Source organism: Frankia sp. QA3 (assembly GCF_000262465.1).
Classification (GTDB): Bacteria; Actinomycetota; Actinomycetes; order Frankiales; family Frankiaceae; genus Frankia.
On the sequence record NZ_CM001489.1, the window covers coordinates 3,882,145 to 3,904,665 of the forward strand.

Below are 22,521 nucleotides of genomic sequence, written 5' to 3' on the forward strand. Positions count from 1 at the left end.
TCAGCCGGGCCGGGGCGCCAGGAAGCGCCGCACGTCCGCGGCCTCGCCGCGCAGTGCCTCGGCAACCGTCGGCCCCCAGCCCGGCGGGTCGGTGAACGGCGCCAGCTCGACGCGGCCGGCGGGCATCGACCAGGTTCCCGCCGCCTGCCCGTCGACGAGGATCACCGGCCGGAAGATGCCGTTGCTGGTGACGAGCCGCCCGGTCGCGCCCACCCAGTCCCGCCCGTCCCAGCCGTGCAGGACGGGGTCGAACGGTCCGAGCAGGCGAGGCGCCGGCAGCCCCGGCCCCGGCCCGTCGCCGCGGGGCAGGTCGAGCCGGCCGTCCGCCCGTGTCACCAGCTCGGCGGCGACGGCGGCGAGGCCGCGGCGGGCGTCGCGCAGCGGCAGGCCCACCCAACGGGCCAGGTCGCGCTCGTCGGCCGGGCCGTGCCCGGCGAGGTAGCGGCGGGCCAGTTCGGCCAGCGCCGCGTCCCGGTCGAACGCCCGCGGCGGCGGCCCGAGCCAGTCGCGGACCAGCACGTAGGCCTGCTCGGTGCCGACGACGGGTCCGCGCACCACGAGGCCCCGCGTCGCGGCGACGATGAGCAGGTAGATCAGGGCCTGTCCGGCCGTGGGAACCCCGGCCGCGTCGACCCGTTCCCGCAGCTCACCGCGCGCCAGCGGGCCGTCGTCGGTCAGGGCGCGTTCGATCCGGGCCACGCCCCGCTCGGCGGCGTCCGGCGAGACGCCCTCCTGCGCCAGCCGGCGCCGGATCTGCGCGGCCATGGCCGGCGCGGTCAGCTCCCGCAGCCACCAGTGGTCCTCGGCCCGCACGAGGTGCAGGGTGCCGCGGTTGAGCCAGGTCACGACCAACGATCGGTCGGCGGACAGCGCCCGGTCGACGTCCGCGGCGTGCAACCCGCGGGTCCGGGACCGGATCGCCAGCCGCAGGCCGCGCGGGTCCTGGGCCTGCACGGCGAGCAGGCGCCCGACGACGTCGACGGGGTCTCGGGCCGGTGGCCCCGTCAGCCCCTGAGCCGCCAGCCGGGCCGCGGCGAGGCCGCCGTCCGCCGCCTGTGTTCCTGCCACCTGACCAGCCTGCCAGCCGGCCCGTCCGCACGGTCCCGGGGTACCCCGGTGGTGTTGACTGGTACGCATGCCACTCACCGGAGAGTACGAGCCGAGTCCCGCGAAGTGGGTCCGTGACCAGGTCGAGGAGTACGAAAGCTCCGGCGGTACCCGGGGCACGTCCCTGCGCGACCTGCCGGTCATCATCCTGACCACCCGCGGGGCGAAGTCCGGCAAGATCCGCAAGACGCCGCTGATGCGGGTCGAGCACGACGGCGTCTACGCGGTGGTCGCCTCCGTCGGCGGCGCGCCCAAGCACCCCGTCTGGTACTACAACCTCATCGGCGACCCGCACGTCGAGCTCCAGGACGGCCCGGTCCGGCGGGACTACGTCGCCCGCGAGGTCACGGGCGACGAGAAGGCCCAGTGGTGGGAGCGCGCCGTGGCCGCCTACCCGGACTACGCCGACTACCAGCGCAAGACCGAGCGCGAGATCCCGGTCTTCGTGCTCGAACCCGCCGCGGGCTGACCCGCCTCCGTCGGCCGGCGCGCCCGGCAGCTCACGGCGTCCGACCACGCCACGGCGCGCCCGGCCGGTGGGACCAGCGAGGTCGGCGGGTTCCCCCGCCTCGTGCCCCGGCCGGGGGCCGTGGGGACGACTCCGCGGCTGCCGGCGGGAGCTGCGCCGGCGCGCCGAGCAGGTAGGACAGCGACACCGCCGCGATGCTCTGCGCGGACAGCATGGCGACCAGGATGATCACCTGGAAGCGGGCCGCGGCGGCCGGGGATGCGCCACCGAGCAGGGCGCCGACGAACGTCCCGGGCAGCGAGACGAGCCCGACGGTGCGGGTCTGGTCGAGCGGTGGGACGAGCGCCTCGGCCACACTCTCGCGGGCGATGTCGGCGACGGCCCGCCGCGGCGTCGCGCCGAGCGCCAGCCACGCCTCCACCTCGTCGCGGCGGCGGCGCAGCCCGTCGGCGAGCCGGCGGCCGGTCAGCGTGCAGGCCGTCATCGTCCCGCCGACCACGCTGCCGGCGAGGGCGACGAGGTTGCGCACGGTCGCCTCCACCGCCCCGGCGGCGAAGACCAGTCCCAGGGCGACCGTCGCGCCGAGCAGGCAGGACACGCCGACCCGGCGGACGACCGCCGGGAAGCCGACCAGCCGGCGCGACGCGGTCCCCACCGCCGCCGCCAGCATGACGGCGAGCACGGCCGCCGCGGCCGGCGGCGCGGCGAACACCCCCCGCAGCGCGAGGCCGATCAGCGCGAGCTGGCCCACCGCGCGGGCCGACGCGGTCAGCACGTCCCGGCGCCGCGGCACCCGCGCCCAGGTCAGGCAGGCCACCGCCGCGGCGAGCAGCAGCGCGAGGCCCCCGACGAGCCGCAGGTTCGCCTCGACGTCCACGCCGGCCCCCTCGCGCTCGCCGCGCCGAACCGCCCCCGCCCGGATCCGCCGCCGCGACCGGGGGTGGCGACCACGGCACCGGCCGTCGTCTCGTGCCTGCGGCGGGACGCCGACGCTACCGCACCGCCCGACCCGTTTCCGCCCGGTGCCAGCGGCGGTCGCCGGGTCGAGCTCGCGGCGCTGTTCGCCCCGGACGCGGTCGTGGAACTTCCCCTCGCCGACCCGGCCGGCCCGCTGTTCCCGCCGCCCGTGCAGGCGTGCATCGCCGGGGGCGGGACCCGGGGGCGACAGGCGTGGCGCGGTTCCGCGGAACCGCGGAACCGCGCGACGGAACCGCGCGACGGAACCGCGCGATCGCCGGGGCTGAGGCCGCGCCGGCGTGGCAGGGTGCCGCGCGCGATGTCCCGTCCGACAGGTTCGGCGGCAACCTTCTACCATCCGTCGTAGACAGGCGCGCGGACGACCGTGCGACGGGACGCGGGGCAGGCTCGGAAGGGGCGGACGGATGCGGGTGGACAGCGGGCCGGGGCGCGGCCGATGATCGACGGACTGGCGGCCGCGTCCATCGCCTGCGCGCTCGTGGCCGGGGTGGCCTGCCTGCTGCAGACCTGGCGCGATCGGGCCGTCGGGGTGGGGCTGCTGGCCACGGCCGGGGTGGTCGAGGCCGTCCTGCTCGCCCAGGTGATCGCCGCGATCGTCGTCGTGGCCGGGGGTTCGCACGCCGACCAGCCGGTGAACTTCGTGCTGTACCTGGTCGCCTCGGTCGTGGCGCTGCCCGTGGGCGTGTGGTGGTCCCTGGGCGACCGGTCCCGGTGGGGCAGCGGGGTGCTGGGCATAGCCTGCCTCGCCGTCGCCATCATCGTCGTCCGGCTGGGTCAGGTCTGGGAGAGCACAGGTGGATGAGACAAGGCCGGCGGGCTCGGCGGAGCGCGGCCGCGGCGCCTCGCGCACGGCGAGCGGGCCGGGGCGGATCCTCGTCACGGTCTACGCGATCTTCGCGGTGGCCGCCTGCTCGCGGTCGGCCGTGCAGATCTCCACCGAGTTCGACCACGCCCGGGTGGCCTACCTGCTCTCGGCGTTCGCGGCCGTGGTCTACGTGGTCGCGACGGTGGCGCTGGCCCGTCCCGGCGCGGCCTGGCAGCGGGTCGCCGTCGCCGCCTGCGCCACCGAGCTCGTCGGCGTGCTCGCCGTGGGGACCGCGAGCGTCGTGGACTCGGCGGCGTTCCCCGACCAGGCGGTGTGGTCGAACTACGGCAGCGGCTACCTGCTCATCCCGGTCATCCTGCCCGTTCTCGGCCTGACCTGGCTGCGCAGGACCGGGCGTCGCGCGGGCGGGTGACCGGTCGGGCAGCCCAGGCGTCCGTCGGCCCCTGACCGGAGTCTGCCGGGACCGCCGTCCCCCGGGCCGGCCATCTCGTAGGTTCGCGGTATGCACACCCTTACCCGGGACGAGGCCGTGACGCGCGCGAACCTGGTGCGCGTCGACGGGTACGACATCGAGCTGGACCTGACGGCGGCCCGCACGTCGACGCAGTTCGGCTCGACGACCAGGGTGCGCTTCAGCCTGCGCGAACCGGCGGCCGGTACCGCCCCGGGCGTCGATCCGGGTGTCGACGTGGCCGGCACGCCGGCCCCGAGCCCGGCCGGACCGGCGAACCCGAGCCCGGCCGGACCGGCGACGTTCGCCGAGCTCAAGCCGGTGACCGCGCACCTCCTGCGGCTCAACGACCGGCCCCTGGACCCGGCGGCGCTCGACGGCAACCGGCTCCCGCTCACCGGCCTCGGCCCGTCGAACGAGCTCACGGTGACGGCGACGATGCGCTACTCGAACACGGGTGAGGGGCTGCACCGGTTCACCGATCCCGAGGACGGCGAGGTGTACCTGTACGCCCAGACGTTCCTCGACGACGCCCAGCGGATGTTCGCCTGCTTCGACCAGCCCGATCTCAAGGCGCCGGTACGGCTGACGGTCCTGGCGCCCCCCGACTGGGTGGTGCGGGCCAACGGGGCGGGCCACCAGACCGCCCCGGGCCGCTGGGAGTTCACCGAGACCCCGCCGCTGGCGACCTATTTCGTGACGGTGGTCGCCGGGCCTTACCACGTCGTCGAGGACAGCCACGACGGCATCCCGCTCGGCCTGCTCTGCCGCCGGACGCTTGCGCCCTACCTGGACGCCGACGCCGCGGAGATCTTCGACGTCACCCGGGCGTGCCTCGATCGCTACCACGAGCTGTTCGCCGACCGTTACCCGTTCGGCACCTACGACCAGGCGTTCGTGCCCGAGTTCAACGCCGGGGCGATGGAGAACCCGGGCTGCGTGACGTTCCGCGACGAGTTCGTCTACCGCTCGGCGGTGACCGACACCGAACGCGAGCTGCGCGCCGTCGTGATCGCCCACGAGATGGCGCACATGTGGTTCGGCGATCTGGTCACCATGCGCTGGTGGGACGACCTGTGGCTCAACGAGTCGTTCGCCGAGTACATGGGCTACCGGGTGACCGCCGAGGCGACCCGGTTCACCGAGGCCTGGACCAGCTTCGCCGTCGGCCGCAAGGGCTGGGGCTACGCCGCCGACCAGCGGCCCTCGACGCATCCGGTCGCGCCGGCGGACGTCGACGACACCGCGCTCGCGCTGCTGAACTTCGACGGGATCTCCTACGCCAAGGGCGCCTCCGTGCTGCGCCAGCTCGTCGCCTGGGTCGGTGACGAGGCGTTCCTGACGGGGCTGCGCGCCTACTTCACCCGCAACGCCTACGGCAACGCGACCCTGGCCGACCTGCTGGCCGCGCTGACCGAGGCGAGCGGGCGCGACCTCGCCGGCTGGGCGGAGCTGTGGCTGCGCCGGGAGCAGGTCAACACCCTGCGCCCGCAGGTCACCGTCGACGCCCAGGGCCGCTACCAGCAGGTCGCCGTGCTCCAGACGGCACCGGAGGCGTACCCGACGCTGCGCCCGCACCGGCTCGGCATCGGGATCTACGGCCTCACGGACGGCGCCAGCGGCGCGGCACCGATCGAGCTGCTGCGCCGGGTCGAGGTCGACGTCGACCCGGCCGCGGCGGACGGCCGCACCGCGGTCACCGCGCTGACCGGCGCCGAGGCCGGCCGGCTGCTGCTCGTCAACGACGGCGACCTGACCTACGCGAAGGTGCGGTTCACCCCGCAGGACCTGGCGGCGTTGCCGGCCGTGCTGCCCCGGGTGGCCGATCCGCTGGCCCGCGCGGTGATCTGGGCGGCGGCGGCCGACGCGACCCGCGACGCGCAGTGGCCCGCGGCCGACTACCTGGCGCTCGCCGCCACCGCGCTGCCGTCGGAGACCCAGCTCGCCGTCTTCGAGGACGCCCTGCGCTTCGCCCGCGCCACCGCGCTCAGCCGCTACCTCGCCCCGTCCGCCCGGCCCGCCGCGGCGGCGCGGCTGCACGCCGCCTGCCTGCGGGCGCTGGCCGACGCCNCCCCGGGCAGCGGCCGCCAGCTGTCGGCCGCGCGCGGCGTCATCGGCTGCAGCGGACCGGACGAGGTCGACGGGCTCGCCGCCTGGCTCGCCGGGCAGGACGTGCCCGCCGGGCTGCTCATCGACCCGGAGCTGCGCTGGACGCTGCTGCACCGGCTGGTCGTGCTGGGCCGGGCCGGCGAGGCGGAGATCGTCGCGGAGGGTCGGCGCGATCGCAGCGCGCGGGCTGCCGAACACGCGGCGCGGGCCCGAGCGGCCATCGCGGACCCGGCGGCGAAGGCGCGCGCCTGGGAGATGATCGTGGCCGACGACAGCGTGTCCGCGCGGCTGATCGGGGCGACCGCCGAGGGCTTCTGGCAGCCCGAACAGGATGCCCTGACCGCCGGATACGTGTCCCGGTACTTCGAGCAGATGCCGGCGATGACCGCCCGGCGCACCCCGCACGCCGCCCGTCAGATCGCCACCTTCGCCTATCCGCAGTACGCCGTGTCCACGGCGACGCTGCGGGACGCGGACGCCCTGCTCGACCGGGGCGGCATCGATCCGGTGCTGCGCCGGGTCATCGTCGACGCGACCGACGAACTGCGCCGCGCCGTCCGCGCTCGCGCCCACGCCTGACCCGGCCGGCGCGGGCGGATCCTCCCCCGCGCCGGTACGGCCGGCCGATGTGACCGGCCGGTGCGATAAGCGGACCCGGAAGGTCCGCAACGAATTTGTCATCCCGCCGACGATCGCCGCCGCGAACCGAATTTCTCGGGCATAGTTGCCGAAGAAACGAACGTTCGCGGGATGGGGGCGGCATGGCAGTCGGCGCACAGGCGCCCAATCAATCAACCGGCCGGGGCGTGACAACGGCCGGGGTTCTTCTGCTCGGCGCCGTCGTCGCCGTATCGATGGGCGTGTATGCGAAAGTCCACGACCCTACCGGACGGTCGTTGTTCACGCTTGGCTTTTCCGGAATGCTGCCGATGAAGGCGTGGCTGACGACGGCGGCCACCCTTCTGCTGGTCGTCCAGCTCGTCACCGCGCTGTGGATGTGGGGCCGGCTGCCCGGCGCGGGCCCGGCTCCGTCCTGGGCCGGCGTGCTGCATCGATGGAGCGGCACGGCCGCGTTCGTCCTGACCCTGCCGGTCGCCCTCCACTGCATCTGGGCGCTCGGGTTCGCCGACACCGACGCCCGCGTCCTGGTGCACAGCATCATCGGCTGCGCCTTCTACGGTGCCTATGCGGCGAAGATGCTCGGGCTGCGGGTGCGCGGGCTGCCCGGTTGGGCGCTGCCGGTGTTGGGTTCCACGGTTCTGGCGTCACTCGTCGCGCTCTGGCTGACCGCCTCGCTGTGGTTCTTCACCCAGTCCGGAATTCCCCATGTCTGAGCCGACGCTCCCGGGCCCGATATCGAGGAAGAGAAAATGACCCAGGAAGCGCCGACCCGACGGACCATCATTCCGGGAATCGCGGTGACCGTGGCCGCGGGGGCGGTCGGCTACGTCGTGGCCGACCACAGTGACGCGGCGAAGTCGACGTCCGGACGGTCCGGCGAGTACGGCCGGGCGTCGGCCGGCTCCGGCACCGCCGGTGGCGCCGCCGGAGCCGGTGGTTCGGGGAGTTCCGACGACTCGGGCGGGGCGAGGGGCGGCGCGAAGCCACTGGCCCGACTCGACGACGTGCCGGCTGATGGCGGGCTCATCCTCGACGACGCGGGCATCGTGCTGACCAGGGACGCCGCCGGCAAGGTCCAGGGCTTCTCGAACGTGTGCACCCACCTGAACTGCACGGTGAACGCGGTGTCGGACGGTCGGATCCGCTGCCCGTGCCACGGCAGCGCCTTCGACACCCGCACCGGGCAACGCGTCGCCGGCCCGGCCAAAGCACCGCTACCCGCGGTTCCGGTCACCGTCCGCGGCGATGAGATCTTCCCCACCTGACCGCCCAGCCGACCAGCCGTACCAACCCGCCCGGCCGACCTGCCCAGCCGACCCCAGCCCCGCCACCGGCCGGGCCGCTTCGAGAGGACAAGCAGTGGACCCGACAGGGCTGCGCATCGTCGCCCCAGCCGGCGAGGCCGTGCTGACGCCCGACCGCGAGCACGTCGTCGGCCGCGGCCGGGACTGCGACGTTGTCATCGCCGACGGCCGGGTATCCCGCCGCCACCTGCGTCTGGAGCCCGGCGGCGCCGGCTGGCTGGCCCGCGACATCAGCTCCAACGGCATCTGGGTCGACGGCACCCGCCGGGTCAGCGTCCCGCTCACCGGCGGCGAGATCCGGGTGCACCTCGGCGCCGCGAACGGCCCACTCGTCGTCCTGATACCCCCGCGCCCGGCCCCGCGACCGGCCGCCCCGCCTCCCGACCCGGACGTCGCCGACCAGGAGACGATCCTCGCTGGCCAGGGCGCCCCCCGGCCCGCACCCGTTTCCCTCCCCCGCCAGGCAAGCCCGCAGCCGGGGGCACCGGCGGCCGGCCGGCCGCCGACGCCCGGCCCGTCACCGACACCGACACCGACACCGGGACAGCCCATCTCCAGACGGCCCACCTCCGGACAGCCGACACCCGCCGAGCCGGGACCCGCGCAGGCAGCGGCGCTGTTGGCTGGACGGCGACCACTCGCGCGCCGGCTGCACGCCCTACCCACCCTCGTCTGGCTCGCCGCAGTCGGCTTCGCCCTCGGCGCGCTGATCGCGCTCACCTGACCCCGGGCTCTCCGTGGTTACCCAGGCCCGACGTCGTGGACTCCCGCTCGCCGCCTACGAGGTGATGGCGACTGCTCGACGGACGAAGGTGTCGTCGGCGAGTTGGGCAAGCATGAAGTCGGCGACGTCGGCGTACGAGATCCTGGACGCGACGGTCAGGCGCAGGTCGGTGCCCGTGCGGTAGTGGCCGGTGTGCCGGCCGCCGGTGAGGATGGCCGGTCGCACGACGGTCCAGGCGGTGTCGCTGGCGCGGATGAGTTCCTCCATCCCCTCCTTGTCCCGCATCAGCGATCTGATCGCGACCCGTGCGATGGCGACGTAGAGGTTGCGGTGGCGGCTGTCGGCCACCGCCCGCAGGCGTTCGTGGACCACGAGACGATCCGGGTCGCGGGCCAGCGCCGTGACGGTGTGGCCCTGCCGCAGCGCCTGGTCAAGCAGGTGGCGCCCGGTGTGGCCGGTGCCGCCGAAGACCGCCAGATGCATGCTGTGTGCCCTTCCCCTCGAGGAAATACTTGGAGACTCAAAGCATCGACTGGGTTAGTCGGAGTCGTCAAGTGTTGGAGGATCCACGTAATGTCGGCCGGTGGTTGACACCGCGGGCCCTGCCGACGACGACGCGCTGACCCACGCCGTCGTCAAGCAGGTGGTCCTCCTCGCGGGCATGATCAGCGCACTCGCCGCGGACCTGTTGAAGGAACTCGATCTCACGGAGCCGCTCGCGAACACCCTGTGGCGGCTGGACCCCGACGCACCCGCACCATCGATGCGCACGCTCGCGGCCGCCTTGAACTGTGACCCGTCCACCGTCACGTTCCTCACGGACCGTCTGGAACAGCGCGGCCTCATCCGGCGCCAGCCGGTGCCGACCAACCGCCGCCAGAAGATCGTCACCCTGACCGACCGGGGCGTCGAGGCCCGCGGCCGGCTCGTTCAGGCCCTGACGACCGGCTCCCCCTTCGCCCGACTTTCACCGGACGACCGCCACCACCTCCACGTGCTGCTCGCCAAGGCGGGAGCCGACCCGAACCAGTTCACCTGTCAGCCAACCGACCCACCCACCACCGCCGTACCCTCGGCGCAGACACGTCCCCAGCCCAATCCAAGTCGCTGACCCCACGACCTGGTGCCACGGCCTGGCATCGCACGGCCAGATCGTGGCGGTCGTGGACGGCCGTGTCGACGTGTTCTCGCACGCCGCCCGGACTGCCCGCCCAAATTGTGGCCGGCCCGGCCGTACAGGCCGGGCCGGCGACCATGAACACGGTCTCCCCGGTCAGGGAATCAACCGCTGCGAGCACTTCCAAGGGCGTCGGCGGCATTGACACCGATGACGAAAAAGCCGATGCGTGATGTGCGACCGGAAGGCTGGTCAGCGGTTTCGTCCCTGGCGGTCGCGGCCAGCGAATCGGCGGCGGTTTTCGATCTCAATCGTCTTCCAGCGTCGACGCTGCTCCGCGGCCAAGCGGGCGTCCCGCCGAGAATCCAGCCAGGCGTTCTCGCGCAGCAGCCTGCGGTAGCTGGCCAGCCGGCGCTCGGGGAGTGAACCGTCCTCGACCGCGGCGAGCACCGCGCAGCCGGGCTCCGTGTGGTGCTCGCAATCCGCGAACCGGCAGTCCGCGGCGAGCTCGGCGATGTCGGCGAAGGCCGAATCGAGCCCTTGGTCGACGTCCCAGACGCCTACACCGCGGATCCCAGGGGTATCGATGAGAACCCCGCCGGATGGTAGGACGATCAGCTCCCGTCGCACGGTCGTGTGGCGGCCCTTCCCATCGCTTGTCCGGGTCGGCCCCACTGCGAGCCGCTTCTCGCCAAGCAGGGCCTTGGCCAGGGTGGACTTGCCGACGCCGGATGGCCCGACCAGCACCGCCGACCTACCGCGCGGCGCCGTCGGGTCGGGTCCTGGTCCGGTGCCCGGGAAAGCGGTCGGCGGGGTTCCGGCAAGCAAGGCCCGCAGCACATCCATACCGGTCCCGTCGAACGCCGAGACGACGAGAACATCGACGCCGGGCGCGGCAGCGGTCACGACGTCGACAGGAGAAGGACTGGCGTGCCGGATGTCGTCGACGAGCAGATCGGCCTTTGTCAGGATGACCAGCGGCTCCCTCACCGGGCAGGCCCGCCACCGGGGGCGCCGGCAGCCGGTCATCCACCGACGCCCGGCCAGTCGCCGGCGTCCGGACAGCCGGTGCCCGCCCAGCCAGGACCGGCGGACGCGGCGACCGGGAGCGCCGGACGGCGACCACTCGCCCACTGGCTGCACGCGCTACCGACCCTCGTCTGGCTCGCCGCCGCCGGCTTCGCCCTCGGCGCGCTTCTCGCGCTGAGCTGACCCTCGGCTTCAGGCAACAAGCGACGAGAAGAATCGGTCGGCTGCCGAGACCAAGCCCCCGACCGCAACGGCAACAGGCCGGACCCGGCAGCGGTGTAGCTCCGCTGTCCGTTCCGCCCATTGCCCATGAGGCTCGGTCAGTCTGCCGGCGTCGAATCCGAAGCGTCTTCGTCACCGGGCGCGGGAAGTCCGCCGGCGATGCGGCCGAGGAACAGGCGCATGGTGTCGAGAGCTTCGCGGTAGCCCGCGCGGAACGCCTGCCGTTCCCCCGAGGTCATCCACTGGACCCGATTCGGTTCCACGGTCGGGACGTTCAGCGCGGAGCCACGCAACGTCATCAGCTCCCGCCGGGACGGCATGTCTCCCGGCAGGCGGCGATCTTGCAGTCAGAATGTCAAGCACCCCGAGGGAGTGCGCCATCGGCTGCGCCCTATCCTCACCTGACCGCGACATCGTTGGCCGGTGCGGACACGATATCGAGATAACGGGACGAACACACCACACGGGGGCACGAGATGAGACGAGTAGCTGTCTGCCTGAGTCTGGCGACCGCGGCCGCAGGCCTTGCCGGCTGTGGCAGCAACGGCGGTACCGCGAAGGGTGCCACAGCACCCACTTCTGCTGTCTCCCCCGCCTCGATGCCCTCGCCCACATCGGCCACGTCAGGCACAGTGAGCATCACCCGACCAGGCCCCGGCGTCGAGATCGCAACCGACTGGGGGTCGGTGACGTACTTCGGCCAGCAGAGGCCAGCCGCAACGGCCGCACCCGCACCCGAGCAGGCGGGAACCGAATGAGTGGCGATCGACGTCCAGACATGTCTGCAGGCCAGAAACCCTGGCGGGGAACTGCGGAACAGCGCATGGACGGTCACCGACGCCGCCAACGGGCTGACAGAACCATCGAGCGTGATCTACAACCAGTTCCCCGCCCCCCAGTACCCGACCCAGGGGTACATCGACCCGGGCACCTGCGTCCGCGGATGGATCGTCTACCCGATCGTGACCGGCCAGAAATTGACCAGCATCCGGTACTCCCGGGACTCGACGTTGCCGCCGCTGGCCTCCTGGATCGCCTGACCTCGCCAACGACGCCCCATGATCCGCGGCATGCAGAGGTTTGACCATCGCGCTTGGCACACGGACCGGCATCTCCCACCACCAGCCGCTACCCGATCTTCAAAGCGTTCGTGTTGCCGGTGTAGCCGTCGCGCCGGCTATCGGAATGGGAAGCTGCCACCGACAGCGGCGGACCGTTGACCCGCGGGTTCAGGTTCACATTGATGCTGGTTGGACGCACTGTCTACCAGGGCCTTTCACCCAGGCTATTGCCTTGCAGCCGGCCGGCGGGCGCATGTGGCGAATAGTACTTGGCCTCTCCCACGATGGGCAGCGCCACGCCCGGCCGGCTACTCAGGAGACGCGAGGGCCGGATCATCAATTGCCGCCAAACTGCTCGCCGAGCAGAACCCGGATCGCAGGCAGTAGGAGTACCACCGATGGTTCACCACCTCGATCAGAACGAGCCGTTCATCGTCATCGATGCTGCAAGATCATTCGGAGGGTGGCCCGACTCGCCGAAGACGTGCCGTCGAACAGCTCGTGCAGCGGCTTACCCACTCGACGCGGGTCCTCCCTCAGTGCGCCGGTGGCGAGTTCCAGCATCGTGGATGCCACGAACTCCGGAAGCTCCTCGGCGATCGCCCGACGTGCCGGCCGCGACCACCGCCCGTCGTGGAGGCCGCTCACGCGCTCCGTTGGCCTCGTTCACGGAACGCCGTGAGCACCTCGTCGGTCGTGTGGACCTCACCTCGGGCGATCTCCTCCCGCGCCGCCAGGATGGCGGACATCAGCTCGGCATCGACGAGGATCTCCAAGGTCTCGTGCAGGCCTTCACGTTCTTCCTGGGCTGTCATGAGTGACCGTTCAGACTCGTCACGGGCCGCAGTGGGCGGGTGGGATCTCGGGGCGGCAGCCGGGAGGGAGGACCCGGCGGATCTCGATCTCGCCGTTGCCGAAGGATTTCAGCACCACCGAGTGGCGCAGCGCCTCGGCGACGATCGGGACCTCGGCGAGCACCGAGTCCGGCGGCTTGCCCATCATCAGGTAGTCGACGTCCTTCCAGCCGTTCGGGAAGTGGCCGCGGACCTCCGGGTCGAGGTCGAGCTTGTAGAACCACACCGGCAGCGGGCGGCGGCCGGCGATGGTGAGATCGGTCCAGGCGATGTCGTCGGTGATGACGGTGCCGTCGTCGTGGATGTGGGCGAGGAACCAGCGGGTGGCATCCCGGCTCGGGGCACTCGCGTCGACGGTCACCGCTGTGTGGATCTTCGGCGTCCAGTCCCAGGCCAGTGTCACCACCGAGCCGACCACGGCCACCGCCACCGCGCCTCGGCGCAGGCCGCGCCAGACGACGGGCAGCCATCCCGCCGAGGCACGGCCATCCGGCGGGAGCCGAGCCGCCGTGGCAGACGCCTCGGGCACGCGCCGGGGCAACGCGGCGTCGAGCAGGCCGGCGGCGCACAGGGCGGCGAACGGCAGCATCGCGGTGACGTACGGGTTGGGCAGGTAGCCGTTACGGAAGATGAACCCGAACTGCAACAGCAGCAGCGCCGCGACCACCCGCAGGCGGCGCAGGGCGAGCAGTGGCACGGCCGCGACGATGCCGGCGGGCACCAGGTACGGGTCGAGGTCGAGCCAGGAGCGGACCACGTTGTAGGTGTCGCTGCTCGTGTCGAGCACACTGCCGCTCGGCGCCCGGTCGAACAGCTGCCAGCGCACCGCCCATTCCAGCGAGACGTGGCCGGGCCCCTCGAACAGCTCGTTCTTCGCCGCCGCGTACAGGATGTAGATGCCGCAGATCCCGATCAGGCAGCCGAGGAAGTTACGCCGCACGAACCGCCAGTTCCGCGGGTCCCGGTGCTGCCAGAGCAGCACGTACAACCCGGGCAGGAAAAGCAGCGTCGTCTCCTTGGACCAGAACGAGAACGCCATGAACGTCCCGGCGAGCGCCGCCGCGGCCACGCTGCGCCGCGGGGACGCCGCGCAGACGAACGCGGCCAGCAGCCACATCACCGCGATGTTGTCCAGGAACGCCATTCGCTGGTACCACAGCGCGAGCGGCGACAGCGAGAACACCAGCAGCGCCAGGCCGGCGAAGAACCGGCGCAGGCCCAGCAGCCGGCCGAGCCGGTACAGCAGCACGCAGCTCGCCAGGTGCAGCAGGAACATCAGCTCCCGGGCGGCGGTGACCGCCGTCGCCGCCCGGTGGAAGCCGTCGGTCAGCTTCGTGTAGATCGCGATGAGCAGCCAGCCGCCGAACGGATGGTCGTACCAGTAGGTGTAGTGGGCGATGCGGTTCCAGTACTGCATCGAGTAGGCCTGCGCGGCGTAGGTGCCCTCGTCGTCGGTGACCCGCCCCGGCCAGCCGTCGAAGTTGATCCCGTGGACCACCGCGACGACTCCCAGGAGCACCGCGAGCAGGACGAGGCTGTGCCGGTGGGCCCGCGCGCCGGCCGCCACCCGGGCGCCCAGCAGCCGGGCCCGGTCGGCGGCCCAGGCGGCGGGCCGCGGCGCCACCGGGCGCGGCAGGGTCTCGTCGAGAGCGTCGAGAACGTCGGGGACGGTCACGATGCCGCCTCCAGCCCGAAGCGACCCGCGGCGGCACCGGCGCCGTGGTGGGCGCCGGAATGCGACGTCTTCTCCCATTCCAGCCGGCCGCGCAGCAGGCGGGCGGTGGCCCGCACCGCGGCGATCGACAGCGCGAGCTGGTAGAACGGCGCGCTGAGGATGAGCCGGACGCTGTCCCAGCGGCCGACGGCGAGATCGTAGGCGTCGGCGAACTCCCGGAACGCCGCCTGTTCGGAGAAGACGGTCATGACGGAGGCGGCCAGCGGCAGCCAGAAGACGATGACGAGGCCCGTCGGCGCCGCGAGGAACAGCGTGAGGACTGCCGAGACGGGGAGCAGCAACCCGGCCATCGCCTGGAAGAACGGCATGGCCAGCATCTCCGCCGCCATCAGCCGCTGGCGTGCCCCGGGCAGCAGGCGCCAGTCCCCCTTGAACAGGACCTGCATGAACCCCATCATCCAGCGGGTGCGCTGGACGACGAGCTTCGTCAGGCTCTCCGGCGTCTCCTCCCGGGTCGTCAGGTCCGGGTGGTAGAACACCGTCGTGCGGATGCCGGCGACCGAGGCGCGCACCCCGAGGTCGCAGTCCTCGGTGAGGCAGGCAACGTCCCAGCCGCCGAGCCGCTCCAGCACGGACCGACGGATGAACACGGTGTTCCCGCCGAGGGGGATGAAGCGCGCCCGCGCCTGGAAGCGCAGGCGGGACATGAACCAGATGTAGTACTCCAGGCAGTTGCGGGCCCGCCACCAGGAGGTCCCGGTGTCCCACCGGCGCAGCGCCGCGCGTAGCCGGCCGACACCGGCGGGCCGCGGCTGGCGGGCCTCCCGGGCCGGAGCGCGCACGTTCATGAGCTGGACGCCGCCCTGGAAGATGCCGACGTCGGCCTGGCGCTGCGCGAGGGTGTTGACGTAGGTGAGCAGGCCGCCGGCGATGAGCGACTCGGCGTCGACGATGCCGACGATGTCCCCGGTGCAGTGCCGGCGGGCGTCCTCCAGCGACAGCGGCTTGCTGCGCCGGCTGCCCTCCGGAGCGATGACGCGGACGTTGGGATGGCGGGCGGCGATCTGCTCGGCGATGCGCCGGGTCGGCCGGTCGACCTCGTCGTGGGAGACCATCACCACCAGTTCCAGCAGGTCGGCCGGGTAGTCGCCGGCGAGGATCTGGGTCAGGGTCCGGCCGAGGATCGGCTCTTCGCGGGCGGGGACGATCAGCGAGAAGCGATGGCGCGGCGCCAGGACGTCGGTGAGGTCGACGTGGTGCACCCGCTCGGGGAGCTGCCAGCTGTACTGGCCGCGGACCAGGGTGAGGATGGCGACGAGCAGCATCAGCAGCGACACCCCCGTCCACGCGGCGAGCAGCACCGCGTGGTGATGCTGCGCCGCGCGGACCGCCAGCGCCCCGGCGAGCGGAGCGGTGGCCAGGACGGACATCCCGCGGCGGCGGTGGCGCGCAGCCTGCGCCGGCAGCTCGCGGCGGGACAACAGCAGCGTGCCGGCCATCGCGGCCGCCGCCCCCAGGGTCGCGGCGAGCCAGCCGGGCAGGTCCGGGCCCTCGACCGAGGCGACCCGGAGATCCGGGGAGCCGGCGACCGTGAACACGTACCAGCCGGCGGACTCGCAGGCGAGCTGGACGATCCGCGGCAGCCGGGCGCCACGGTGGTCGACACGCTCGGCGACGCGGACCAGGGCGAGACCGCCGCCGGCGTCGATCGGCCGCGGCCAGCCCGCCGCCGGGCGGCGGGGGCCGGCGCGACCGAACGTGCGGGGCGCGAGGACCGCGAGCGCGGCCGGGACCAGGTAGGCCAGGCCGTCCTCGACGGCCAACGGGCCGGCGAACAAGGCGGCGAGGGCGACGTGCAGGGCGATCCCCCAGGCCGCCGTCGCCAGCCGCCCGCGCCGGACGGCCGCCCGCGGGGCGCGGTGGTTGCGCGCGGGTGGGTGCCGCGGCGGGGCGGAGGGGAACGTGCGGGGCCGCGATGGTGCAGAGTCGGATGTCACCTGTACCTGCCTGACGGGGAGGGGACGCGGCGGCGTGGCGCCGGAACGCGGGTGCCGGGATCCCGGCACGGCGGGATGCCGCCGCCGCGGGCGGCGCGCGCGTTCCGGGATCGCGCCGTGGAGGCTGGGGTCGGATCAGAACGCGGCGACGAGCCTCGGCAGATCGGCGACGTACTCGGCGACTTTTGTGTCGGCGAAGTAACGCACGCGGACGCGGTTGTCCGGACCGATCCCGAGGACCTGTGAGGCGTGGCTGACCAGGTACGTCGAACCGTCGCCGGCGCGGACGGCCGGGTCGGCGAGAGCCACCGGCACGCCGACCGCCCGCTGCGCCGCGTCGATCTGCGCCGGGGTGCCGGTCAGCCCGACGAAGCCGGCGTCGAACTGGTCGAGCCAGCGGCGCAGCACCGCCGGGGTGTCCCGCGCCGGATCGGTCGTGATGAAGACGACCGTCACCTTCGCCGCGGTCGCGGGCCCGGCGACCTGCCGGGCCGCCGCAAGGTCCGCCATCGTCGTCGGGCACACGTCGGGGCAGTGCGTGTAACCGAAGAACAGCAGCGTGGCGCGGCCGGCGGTGGCGCGGGCGAAGTCGTAGCGGTGCCCGGCGGTGTCGGTCAGGACGAACGACGGGCGGGGCACGGCGACCCCGGGGACGGCACCGTGCCAGCCCCCGCCGGCCGTGGCCACCGCGCCGGAACCGCGCGCCGGCCCGTCGGCCACCGCCGGTGGCACACCGCCCGCGGGATCGGCTCCGCCGCAGCCGGCGAGCGCGCCGATCCCGATGACGGCGACCAGCACCACCAGCCCGTGGCGCGCCGGCCAGGCCCGCAGGCCGGCGCCGCGGGGGCAGCCGCCGTCCGTACCGGCCACAGGGGGGTGGTCAGGGCGCACAGAGCACCGTGCCCCGTGCGGCCGCGGGCGCCGCGCCGGCGAGCCGCCGGGTGTCCTGACCGGTGACCCGGACGGAGCCGATTCCCTGTTCGCGCAGGTAGGCGCAGTCGAGCCGCCGGCCGGCCGGCGGGGTGCGCGGCACGCAGACCCGCCGGCCGGTGTCGGCCGCGACGTAGTTGTAGTCGCAGCCGTCGAGGCCGACCGGGACCGGTGAGGGGCTGCCGTTGCCCCGGGGCACGACCCGACCGGACAGCGCGGCGGCCGGCGCGACCGCGGCGACGATGCCCTGCCCGGCGGAACCCTGCCCGGAGGAGTCGTGGCCGGGCGATCCGGGACGGCCGGAGCCGCCGCCGGGCCACCCACCATGGCCGATCACTCCGGCGGCGCCGTTGACGAGCGCCACCGCGAGGGCGATCGTCACCAGCACCCGCCGCCGTCCCCCGGCCGAGGGGACGGGCGGGACGGGCGGCCCGTCCAGGCGCGCGCTCATCCGACCCGCACCCATCGAGCGACGGAGGGAACCCCGGCGGTGTTCTGCGCGAACATCATGTAGTACCCCGGCGGAAGAAGATTCGGATTGTCGGGGACGTCGACCGAGATCCGGCCGCCCTGGCTGCCGGTCGACACCGGCAGGTCGACGCTGCGCTGGTTGGGATCGGCCTGGTGGGTCACCGACGCCGGCCGCAGCAGCGTGACCCGGCCGATGTCGCCGTCGACCGTCAGCGCCTGCCGCGAGCCGTAGCCGAACGTGTCGGCGGCCTGGGTGATCGCGGGCCGTTGCCGGCTCATGTACCAGGGCCGGTAGACGGAGATCGTCTGGCTGAACGACCCGTCCAGGGGGTTGTTCCCCAGCGCGACGACGCTGCCGTCGGGCAGCAGGAACGCCTGCGAGTGGTAGGTCCGGTCCTGGGGGTCCGGCGGGACGGGGGTGAACCTGTTCGCCACCGGGTCGTAGATGGACGCCTCGTGCACCGGGTCGGACCTCAGGTGTCGTCCCCCACCGGTCTCCAGGACCTTCCCGTCGGGCAGGATCACGGCGCTGATGTACATCTTCGCCGCGGGCAGGTCCGGGCCGGGCTGCCAGTGCGGGTCGGGCTGGCGCAGGTCGATGAGGTCGGTGGTGGCGATGGCGTCGGCCCCGGCGTCGCCGTTGCCGCCGCCCAGGGTCAGCACCCGCCCGGCCTGGGCCGGCGGCAGAAGCACCGAGGCGCCCTGGTCGCGCAGGTTCACGTCGCGCAGGCCGGGCACGTCGTTGACGGTCGCCGTGGCCGGATCGTAGATGTTCGAGCCGGCCGCGGTCGGCGCGTTGCCGAAGGTGTGGACGCCGCCGTAGAACAGCCGCCCGTCCGTCATCAGCTTCAGCTCTGGGTAGAGGCCCCAGAAGAAGAACGTCTGCGGCACCTGGGCGGCGGGCAGCCAGCTCTGCCGGGAGCTGTCGAACATCTCGGTGGCGACGCTGCCGGCCGCGTTCTGGTCCAGGCCGCCCACGGCGAGGACGTTGCCGTCGCCCAGCGCGGTCAGGCTGGGATACCAGTGGCCGCCGCCGGGCAGGTCGTTCGTCGCCGTGTACGTGTCGGCCACGGGATCGAAGACGTAGCTCTTCGCCAGCCCCTTGTAGTTCGCCGTCGCGGTGGAGTAGGCGGCCGTTCCGCCGGCCAGCAGGATTCGACCGTCCGGAAGCTGGACATGGCCGGAGCAGAAAAGGTCGTCCGTAATAGGAACATCTTTGAACTGACCGGTATTCGGATTCCACACGGTGGACTTGAAGGTGTGCGCGTCGAAGGCGGACAGGTCGTTTCCGGAACCGGCGACGAGCAGCACGTTCCCGGTGCGCAGGACGCTGGCGTGCACGGACCGGACGGACATCGGATAGCTGAGCGTCTGCCAGGATCCGCCGCAGTCGGCGGTGCATCCACCCGGCGGCGGGGGCGGGACGGGACCGGGGTCGCCGCCGCCGGTGTAGTCGACGCGGATCTGCGCCCCACCGGCCCGCTCGTAGTACTCGGTGACGATCGTATGGGTGCCCGCGGTCACCGTCGGGGTGGCGGTGAAGGTGGTCGGGCCCTGGTCGTTCCAGCCGTCGATCACCCGGGTACCGTCGACGTAGACGCGCACCCCGTCGTCGGCCGTCGCGGTGATCGTGATCGGGCCGGCGGCGAAGCGGTCGACCCGGGTCCAGCGGGCGGAGAAGGCGTCCGTGCCGATGCCGGACACGTTCGGGCCGCCGTCGCCGTAGTCGTGGTGCAGGCCGGTCTCGCAGCGCACCGGCGTCGGCGTGCCGGCGAGCGTGACGTTGCCGAAGTACTGGGCCGACCACTGCAGGCCGTTGCACGCCGCCGCGGGCGTGAGGGTGTAGCCGACCCGCGCGGTCGCGCCCCCGCTGTGCTCGTAGTACTCGACGCGGACGTCGTGGCTGCCGGCGGTGACCGCCGTGCTCGCCGTGTAGGTGGTGGGGCCCTGGTCGCGCCACCGGTCGATGATCGGCTGGTCGTCGAGGTAGACCCGGATCCCATCGTCGGCGGTGACGGTGAACGCCAGGGTGCCGGCGGCGAAGGTCGCCGTCCGCGTCCAGCGGGCGGAGAAGTTGTCGGCACCGATGCCGGCCAGGCCGGGACCGTCGTCGCCCCAGGCGTAGTCGACGCTCGCCGAGCAGCGCGGCACCCCGGTACCGCTCAGCGTCCGGTTCGGGAAGTAGCTGCCCGCCCACTCGCCCGCCGCGCAGTCCGGCCCGGGGCCGCTCGGCTCCCCCGGCCCGCCGGTGAGGTCGAACTCGACCATGGCGCCGCCGGCGTTCTGGTAGTACTCGACCACGACCGTGTGGGCGCCCGCGGCCAGGGTGCGGGTGCCGGTGAAGGTCTGCGGGCCGTGGTCGCCCCAGCCGTCGGTGACGGACTGCCCGTCGATGAGCACCCGGACGCCGTCGTCGCCGGTCACGCTTGCCGTGTAGGAGCCGGCGGCGAGGGTGAACTGGCGGGTCCAGCGCACCGAGTAGCCGGTGGTGCCGATGCCGGTGACGCCGGGGCCGTTCGCCGACCAGTCGAAGTCGATCGCTGCGTCGCAGCGCTGGCCGGCCGGGTCGCCGCCGAGATCGGTGCCGGGGTGGAACTCGGCATTCCACTGGTCGTCCGGGCAGGTCTGCGCCGACGCCGCCGGCGAGCCCGCGGCGACCAGGAGGACGAGCTGCCCGACGGCCGAGGCCAGCACCACGGCGACCAGCGCCCGGCCGGAACGGGCCGGGCGGACGAGCCGGCGCGGCCGTGGCTCACGTGGCCGCATCGGTGGCCTCCTCCCCCGGCGTGCCCCCCGGCCAGGACAGGCCACCCGGCCGACCCGCACCCTGCGCCCGGCCTGGCCGGACTGCCCGTGTCGGTCCGAAGGACCCCCGGCGCGGCGTCGCCGGCATCGGTGGCGTCGGCGGGATCGGTGCGGTCGGGGCGGATGATCCCGCCGGCCGGTGGCGGTAGACCAGCCGCTCCACCACCAGGTAACGGACGACCACCGCGGCGGCCAGCGACAGCAGGGTGGCCGTGCCGACGCCGAACCCCCACCGGCCGACGAACAGCGCGAGCAGCGGCAGCCGGATGACGAGGTCGAGGTTGTTGATGATCGCGAACGCCGGGTAGCGGCGCAGCCGGGACCCCGCCTGGCGGTCCCAGACCAGCAGTTCGCAGCCGGCGAAGTTCCAGGCGATCGCGAGCTGCGTGGCGAGGATCGCCGCGGCCAGGTAGTGCAGGCCAAGATGGTGCAGGCCGGCGGTGCCGAGCAGGTTCGGGACGGTGCCGGACGCCCCGACCAGGGCGAACCGCGCCGGGCGGGGAACCCGCAGCGAGAACAGCCGCCGGGCGAACCGGACCCCCTCGGACACCGAGGCGTTCGAGGCACCGGCGTGCCGCTCGGCGAAGGCGTAGCCAACCTCCCGGATGCGCAGCGGCCCGGCGGTGGCCAGCAGCTCCAGCAGGATCTTGTAGCCGTCGGGCCGCAGCCCCGCCCGGTCGACGGCGGCCACCCGGACGAGGAAGAAGCCGCTCATCACGTCGGAGACCCCGCGCAGCCGCCGCGGGAACGCCAGCCGGCAGAGCAGGTTCGAGCCGGTGGAGACGAGGTGACGGGTGGTGCCGGCGAGACCGGAGGCGCTGCCGCCGGGCACGTACCGGCTGCCGATGACCACGTCGGCGGCGTCGTGCAGGGCCGCGGCGAGCAGGGCTGGGATCGTCTCCGGCGGGTGCTGCAGGTCGCCGTCGATGATCACGGCATAGGGCGCCGCGCACAGGGCGAATCCCTCGCTGACCGCGCCGCCGAGCCCGCCCACCCGGTCGCCCGGCGCGCGGTGGTGCACCCGCACCGGCAGGCCCACCGTCGGCCGGACCCGGGCGATCGCCTCGGGCGTTCCGTCATCGGAGTCGTCGACGAAGATGACCTCCCCGGCGAGGCCCCGCAGCGCGTCGTCGAGCCGGCGCAGCAGAGGCTCGATGTTGTGCGCCTCGTTGCGGGTCGGCACCACCACGGACAGCCGCGGCGCCACCGGTGCGATGCGGTGGGCGGCCGTCGGTGGGTCGGCGTCGGCGGGCAGGGGCGGGTCGGTCCGGGCCTCGCTCGCTGCCGCGGCGGCGGCCAGGCCGTCCGGTGGGATACGGGGCTGGGGCAGGACGGGTCGGCGCAACAGGCCGGTGAGGTCGTCGGGAAGATCCCCGGTACTCGTCGGCGTCATCGCGGCTGGCCTCCGCCCGGTCCGCGCACCAGCAGTCCGCGCGCCCTCAGTCCGCGCACCCTCAGGAAGTGGACCGGCGCCGGGTGGTTCCCGTTCCCGGGGGCGGCGGTCGCCGGCAATGCGACACAACGTCTGTCGGACATGGTTGTACCGATGAGCATGACGAATTTCCCCCAGCTGGAGCCGAAAAAGAAACAGCGAATCGGGCCAATTTCCTGACACCCCCGGCCCGATCTCGGCCTGACAACTCCCGAGGCCGAGCGAAAAATTACCGTACGGTCGCGACAGGTGGGCACGGGCGCCCACCAGGCACACTCCGAGACACAACCGACGCCGCTACGGGACCCGTCAGTGAACCCAACCGCCACGGAAATCCAC

General features: G+C 73.4%; 23 protein-coding genes. 10 read left to right on the top strand and 13 right to left on the bottom strand.

Features of this window, described 5'->3' with window-relative positions:
* Window positions 1–1,068, bottom strand: coding sequence for a winged helix DNA-binding domain-containing protein (locus FRAQA3DRAFT_RS15915; RefSeq protein WP_009740059.1), 1,068 nt, complete (start codon window positions 1,066–1,068; stop codon window positions 1–3).
* A 67-nt stretch (window positions 1,069–1,135) separates the two neighbouring features.
* Here FRAQA3DRAFT_RS15915 and FRAQA3DRAFT_RS15920 point away from each other — a divergent pair, with 67 nt between their 5' ends.
* The gene (locus FRAQA3DRAFT_RS15920; protein WP_009740060.1) at window positions 1,136–1,576 is read left to right on the top strand and encodes a nitroreductase family deazaflavin-dependent oxidoreductase; all 441 of its coding nucleotides are present in this window, start codon (window positions 1,136–1,138) and stop codon (window positions 1,574–1,576) included.
* A 31-nt stretch (window positions 1,577–1,607) separates the two neighbouring features.
* Here the strand turns inward: FRAQA3DRAFT_RS15920 and FRAQA3DRAFT_RS15925 are convergent, their stop codons facing one another.
* Window positions 1,608–2,453, bottom strand: coding sequence for an ABC transporter permease (locus tag FRAQA3DRAFT_RS15925; protein ID WP_009740061.1), 846 nt, complete (start codon window positions 2,451–2,453; stop codon window positions 1,608–1,610).
* 537 nt (window positions 2,454–2,990) lie between these two features.
* Here FRAQA3DRAFT_RS15925 and FRAQA3DRAFT_RS15935 point away from each other — a divergent pair.
* The 6 genes from FRAQA3DRAFT_RS15935 to FRAQA3DRAFT_RS15960 all read left to right on the top strand — a co-directional run bounded on the left by FRAQA3DRAFT_RS15935 (window position 2,991) and on the right by FRAQA3DRAFT_RS15960 (window position 8,589).
* Window positions 2,991–3,356, top strand: coding sequence for a hypothetical protein (locus FRAQA3DRAFT_RS15935; RefSeq protein WP_009740062.1), 366 nt, complete (start codon window positions 2,991–2,993; stop codon window positions 3,354–3,356).
* On the top strand, window positions 3,349–3,792 hold the full coding sequence (locus FRAQA3DRAFT_RS15940; RefSeq protein ID WP_009740063.1) for a membrane protein: 444 nt from the start codon (window positions 3,349–3,351) through the stop codon (window positions 3,790–3,792). Before FRAQA3DRAFT_RS15935 ends, FRAQA3DRAFT_RS15940 begins: the two co-directional genes overlap by 8 nt.
* A 90-nt stretch (window positions 3,793–3,882) precedes the next feature.
* A complete protein-coding gene (gene pepN / locus FRAQA3DRAFT_RS15945) occupies window positions 3,883–6,519 on the top strand; it encodes an aminopeptidase N (protein WP_009740064.1) in 2,637 nt (878 codons plus the stop codon).
* 182 nt (window positions 6,520–6,701) lie between these two features.
* Entirely contained in the window at window positions 6,702–7,274 is a 573-nt protein-coding gene (locus tag FRAQA3DRAFT_RS15950; RefSeq protein WP_009740065.1) for a DUF6529 family protein, read from the top strand.
* A gap of 36 nt (window positions 7,275–7,310) precedes the next feature.
* Window positions 7,311–7,826 carry a Rieske (2Fe-2S) protein gene (locus FRAQA3DRAFT_RS15955; RefSeq protein ID WP_009740066.1) on the top strand — a complete coding sequence of 172 codons (516 nt, stop codon included), beginning with the start codon at window positions 7,311–7,313 and terminating at the stop codon, window positions 7,824–7,826.
* Between the two features lie 94 nt (window positions 7,827–7,920).
* Window positions 7,921–8,589 (top strand): FHA domain-containing protein, encoded by a 669-nt coding sequence (locus FRAQA3DRAFT_RS15960; RefSeq protein ID WP_009740067.1) that lies wholly within the window; start codon window positions 7,921–7,923, stop codon window positions 8,587–8,589.
* A gap of 54 nt (window positions 8,590–8,643) precedes the next feature.
* On the opposite strand, the gene FRAQA3DRAFT_RS15965 is transcribed toward FRAQA3DRAFT_RS15960, so the two are convergent.
* Window positions 8,644–9,072 carry an NAD(P)-dependent oxidoreductase gene (locus FRAQA3DRAFT_RS15965; protein ID WP_009740068.1) on the bottom strand — a complete coding sequence of 143 codons (429 nt, stop codon included), beginning with the start codon at window positions 9,070–9,072 and terminating at the stop codon, window positions 8,644–8,646.
* Between the two features lie 100 nt (window positions 9,073–9,172).
* Between FRAQA3DRAFT_RS15965 and FRAQA3DRAFT_RS15970 the strand changes: the two genes are divergently transcribed.
* Window positions 9,173–9,700, top strand: coding sequence for a MarR family winged helix-turn-helix transcriptional regulator (locus FRAQA3DRAFT_RS15970; protein WP_009740069.1), 528 nt, complete (start codon window positions 9,173–9,175; stop codon window positions 9,698–9,700).
* Between the two features lie 258 nt (window positions 9,701–9,958).
* Here FRAQA3DRAFT_RS15970 and rsgA read toward each other — a convergent pair whose 3' ends face one another.
* The gene (gene rsgA, locus FRAQA3DRAFT_RS15975; protein WP_232291630.1) at window positions 9,959–10,696 is read right to left on the bottom strand and encodes a ribosome small subunit-dependent GTPase A; all 738 of its coding nucleotides are present in this window, start codon (window positions 10,694–10,696) and stop codon (window positions 9,959–9,961) included.
* A 78-nt stretch (window positions 10,697–10,774) separates the two neighbouring features.
* Between rsgA and FRAQA3DRAFT_RS35125 the strand changes: the two genes are divergently transcribed.
* Window positions 10,775–10,918 carry a hypothetical protein gene (locus FRAQA3DRAFT_RS35125; protein ID WP_232291631.1) on the top strand — a complete coding sequence of 48 codons (144 nt, stop codon included), beginning with the start codon at window positions 10,775–10,777 and terminating at the stop codon, window positions 10,916–10,918.
* Window positions 10,919–11,055: 137 nt separating this feature from the next.
* On the opposite strand, the gene FRAQA3DRAFT_RS35130 is transcribed toward FRAQA3DRAFT_RS35125, so the two are convergent.
* Complete coding sequence (locus FRAQA3DRAFT_RS35130) at window positions 11,056–11,196, bottom strand: hypothetical protein (RefSeq protein ID WP_157467410.1); 141 nt, start codon at window positions 11,194–11,196, stop codon at window positions 11,056–11,058.
* Between the two features lie 519 nt (window positions 11,197–11,715).
* Here FRAQA3DRAFT_RS35130 and FRAQA3DRAFT_RS15985 point away from each other — a divergent pair.
* Window positions 11,716–11,997, top strand: coding sequence for a hypothetical protein (locus FRAQA3DRAFT_RS15985; RefSeq protein WP_009740072.1), 282 nt, complete (start codon window positions 11,716–11,718; stop codon window positions 11,995–11,997).
* 456 nt (window positions 11,998–12,453) lie between these two features.
* Here FRAQA3DRAFT_RS15985 and FRAQA3DRAFT_RS15990 read toward each other — a convergent pair whose 3' ends face one another.
* The 8 genes from FRAQA3DRAFT_RS15990 to FRAQA3DRAFT_RS16020 form a co-directional block, all read right to left on the bottom strand.
* Window positions 12,454–12,666 carry a hypothetical protein gene (locus tag FRAQA3DRAFT_RS15990; RefSeq protein ID WP_009740073.1) on the bottom strand — a complete coding sequence of 71 codons (213 nt, stop codon included), beginning with the start codon at window positions 12,664–12,666 and terminating at the stop codon, window positions 12,454–12,456.
* On the bottom strand, window positions 12,663–12,833 hold the full coding sequence (locus FRAQA3DRAFT_RS35135) for a hypothetical protein (RefSeq protein WP_009740074.1): 171 nt from the start codon (window positions 12,831–12,833) through the stop codon (window positions 12,663–12,665). Before FRAQA3DRAFT_RS35135 ends, FRAQA3DRAFT_RS15990 begins: the two co-directional genes overlap by 4 nt.
* 19 nt (window positions 12,834–12,852) lie before the next feature.
* Entirely contained in the window at window positions 12,853–14,547 is a 1,695-nt protein-coding gene (locus FRAQA3DRAFT_RS15995; protein WP_009740075.1) for a glycosyltransferase family 39 protein, read from the bottom strand.
* Entirely contained in the window at window positions 14,544–16,544 is a 2,001-nt protein-coding gene (locus tag FRAQA3DRAFT_RS16000; RefSeq protein ID WP_009740076.1) for a glycosyltransferase family 2 protein, read from the bottom strand. The genes FRAQA3DRAFT_RS15995 and FRAQA3DRAFT_RS16000 overlap by 4 nt, the downstream gene beginning before the upstream one ends.
* A gap of 135 nt (window positions 16,545–16,679) precedes the next feature.
* Window positions 16,680–17,414 (bottom strand): SCO family protein, encoded by a 735-nt coding sequence (locus tag FRAQA3DRAFT_RS16005; protein ID WP_009740077.1) that lies wholly within the window; start codon window positions 17,412–17,414, stop codon window positions 16,680–16,682.
* A gap of 10 nt (window positions 17,415–17,424) precedes the next feature.
* A complete protein-coding gene (locus FRAQA3DRAFT_RS16010; RefSeq protein ID WP_009740078.1) occupies window positions 17,425–17,925 on the bottom strand; it encodes a hypothetical protein in 501 nt (166 codons plus the stop codon).
* Window positions 17,922–20,711, bottom strand: coding sequence for a PA14 domain-containing protein (locus tag FRAQA3DRAFT_RS16015; RefSeq protein ID WP_009740079.1), 2,790 nt, complete (start codon window positions 20,709–20,711; stop codon window positions 17,922–17,924). Before FRAQA3DRAFT_RS16015 ends, FRAQA3DRAFT_RS16010 begins: the two co-directional genes overlap by 4 nt.
* Window positions 20,698–22,143 (bottom strand): glycosyltransferase family 2 protein, encoded by a 1,446-nt coding sequence (locus tag FRAQA3DRAFT_RS16020; protein WP_009740080.1) that lies wholly within the window; start codon window positions 22,141–22,143, stop codon window positions 20,698–20,700. Before FRAQA3DRAFT_RS16020 ends, FRAQA3DRAFT_RS16015 begins: the two co-directional genes overlap by 14 nt.
* Window positions 22,144–22,521: the final 378 nt, after the last annotated feature.

Coding starts and splice junctions, on each gene's coding strand:
- FRAQA3DRAFT_RS15920 (WP_009740060.1), top strand. CDS start 1,136: ATGCCACTCACCGGAGAGTACGAGCCGAGTCCCGCGAAGTGGGTCCGT.
- FRAQA3DRAFT_RS15935 (WP_009740062.1), top strand. CDS start 2,991: ATGATCGACGGACTGGCGGCCGCGTCCATCGCCTGCGCGCTCGTGGCC.
- FRAQA3DRAFT_RS15950 (WP_009740065.1), top strand. CDS start 6,702: ATGGCAGTCGGCGCACAGGCGCCCAATCAATCAACCGGCCGGGGCGTG.
- FRAQA3DRAFT_RS15955 (WP_009740066.1), top strand. CDS start 7,311: ATGACCCAGGAAGCGCCGACCCGACGGACCATCATTCCGGGAATCGCG.
- FRAQA3DRAFT_RS15965 (WP_009740068.1), bottom strand. CDS start 9,072: ATGCATCTGGCGGTCTTCGGCGGCACCGGCCACACCGGGCGCCACCTG.
- FRAQA3DRAFT_RS35130 (WP_157467410.1), bottom strand. CDS start 11,196: ATGACCTCGGGGGAACGGCAGGCGTTCCGCGCGGGCTACCGCGAAGCT.
- FRAQA3DRAFT_RS35135 (WP_009740074.1), bottom strand. CDS start 12,833: ATGACAGCCCAGGAAGAACGTGAAGGCCTGCACGAGACCTTGGAGATC.
- FRAQA3DRAFT_RS16010 (WP_009740078.1), bottom strand. CDS start 17,925: ATGAGCGCGCGCCTGGACGGGCCGCCCGTCCCGCCCGTCCCCTCGGCC.
- FRAQA3DRAFT_RS16015 (WP_009740079.1), bottom strand. CDS start 20,711: ATGCGGCCACGTGAGCCACGGCCGCGCCGGCTCGTCCGCCCGGCCCGT.
- FRAQA3DRAFT_RS16020 (WP_009740080.1), bottom strand. CDS start 22,143: ATGACGCCGACGAGTACCGGGGATCTTCCCGACGACCTCACCGGCCTG.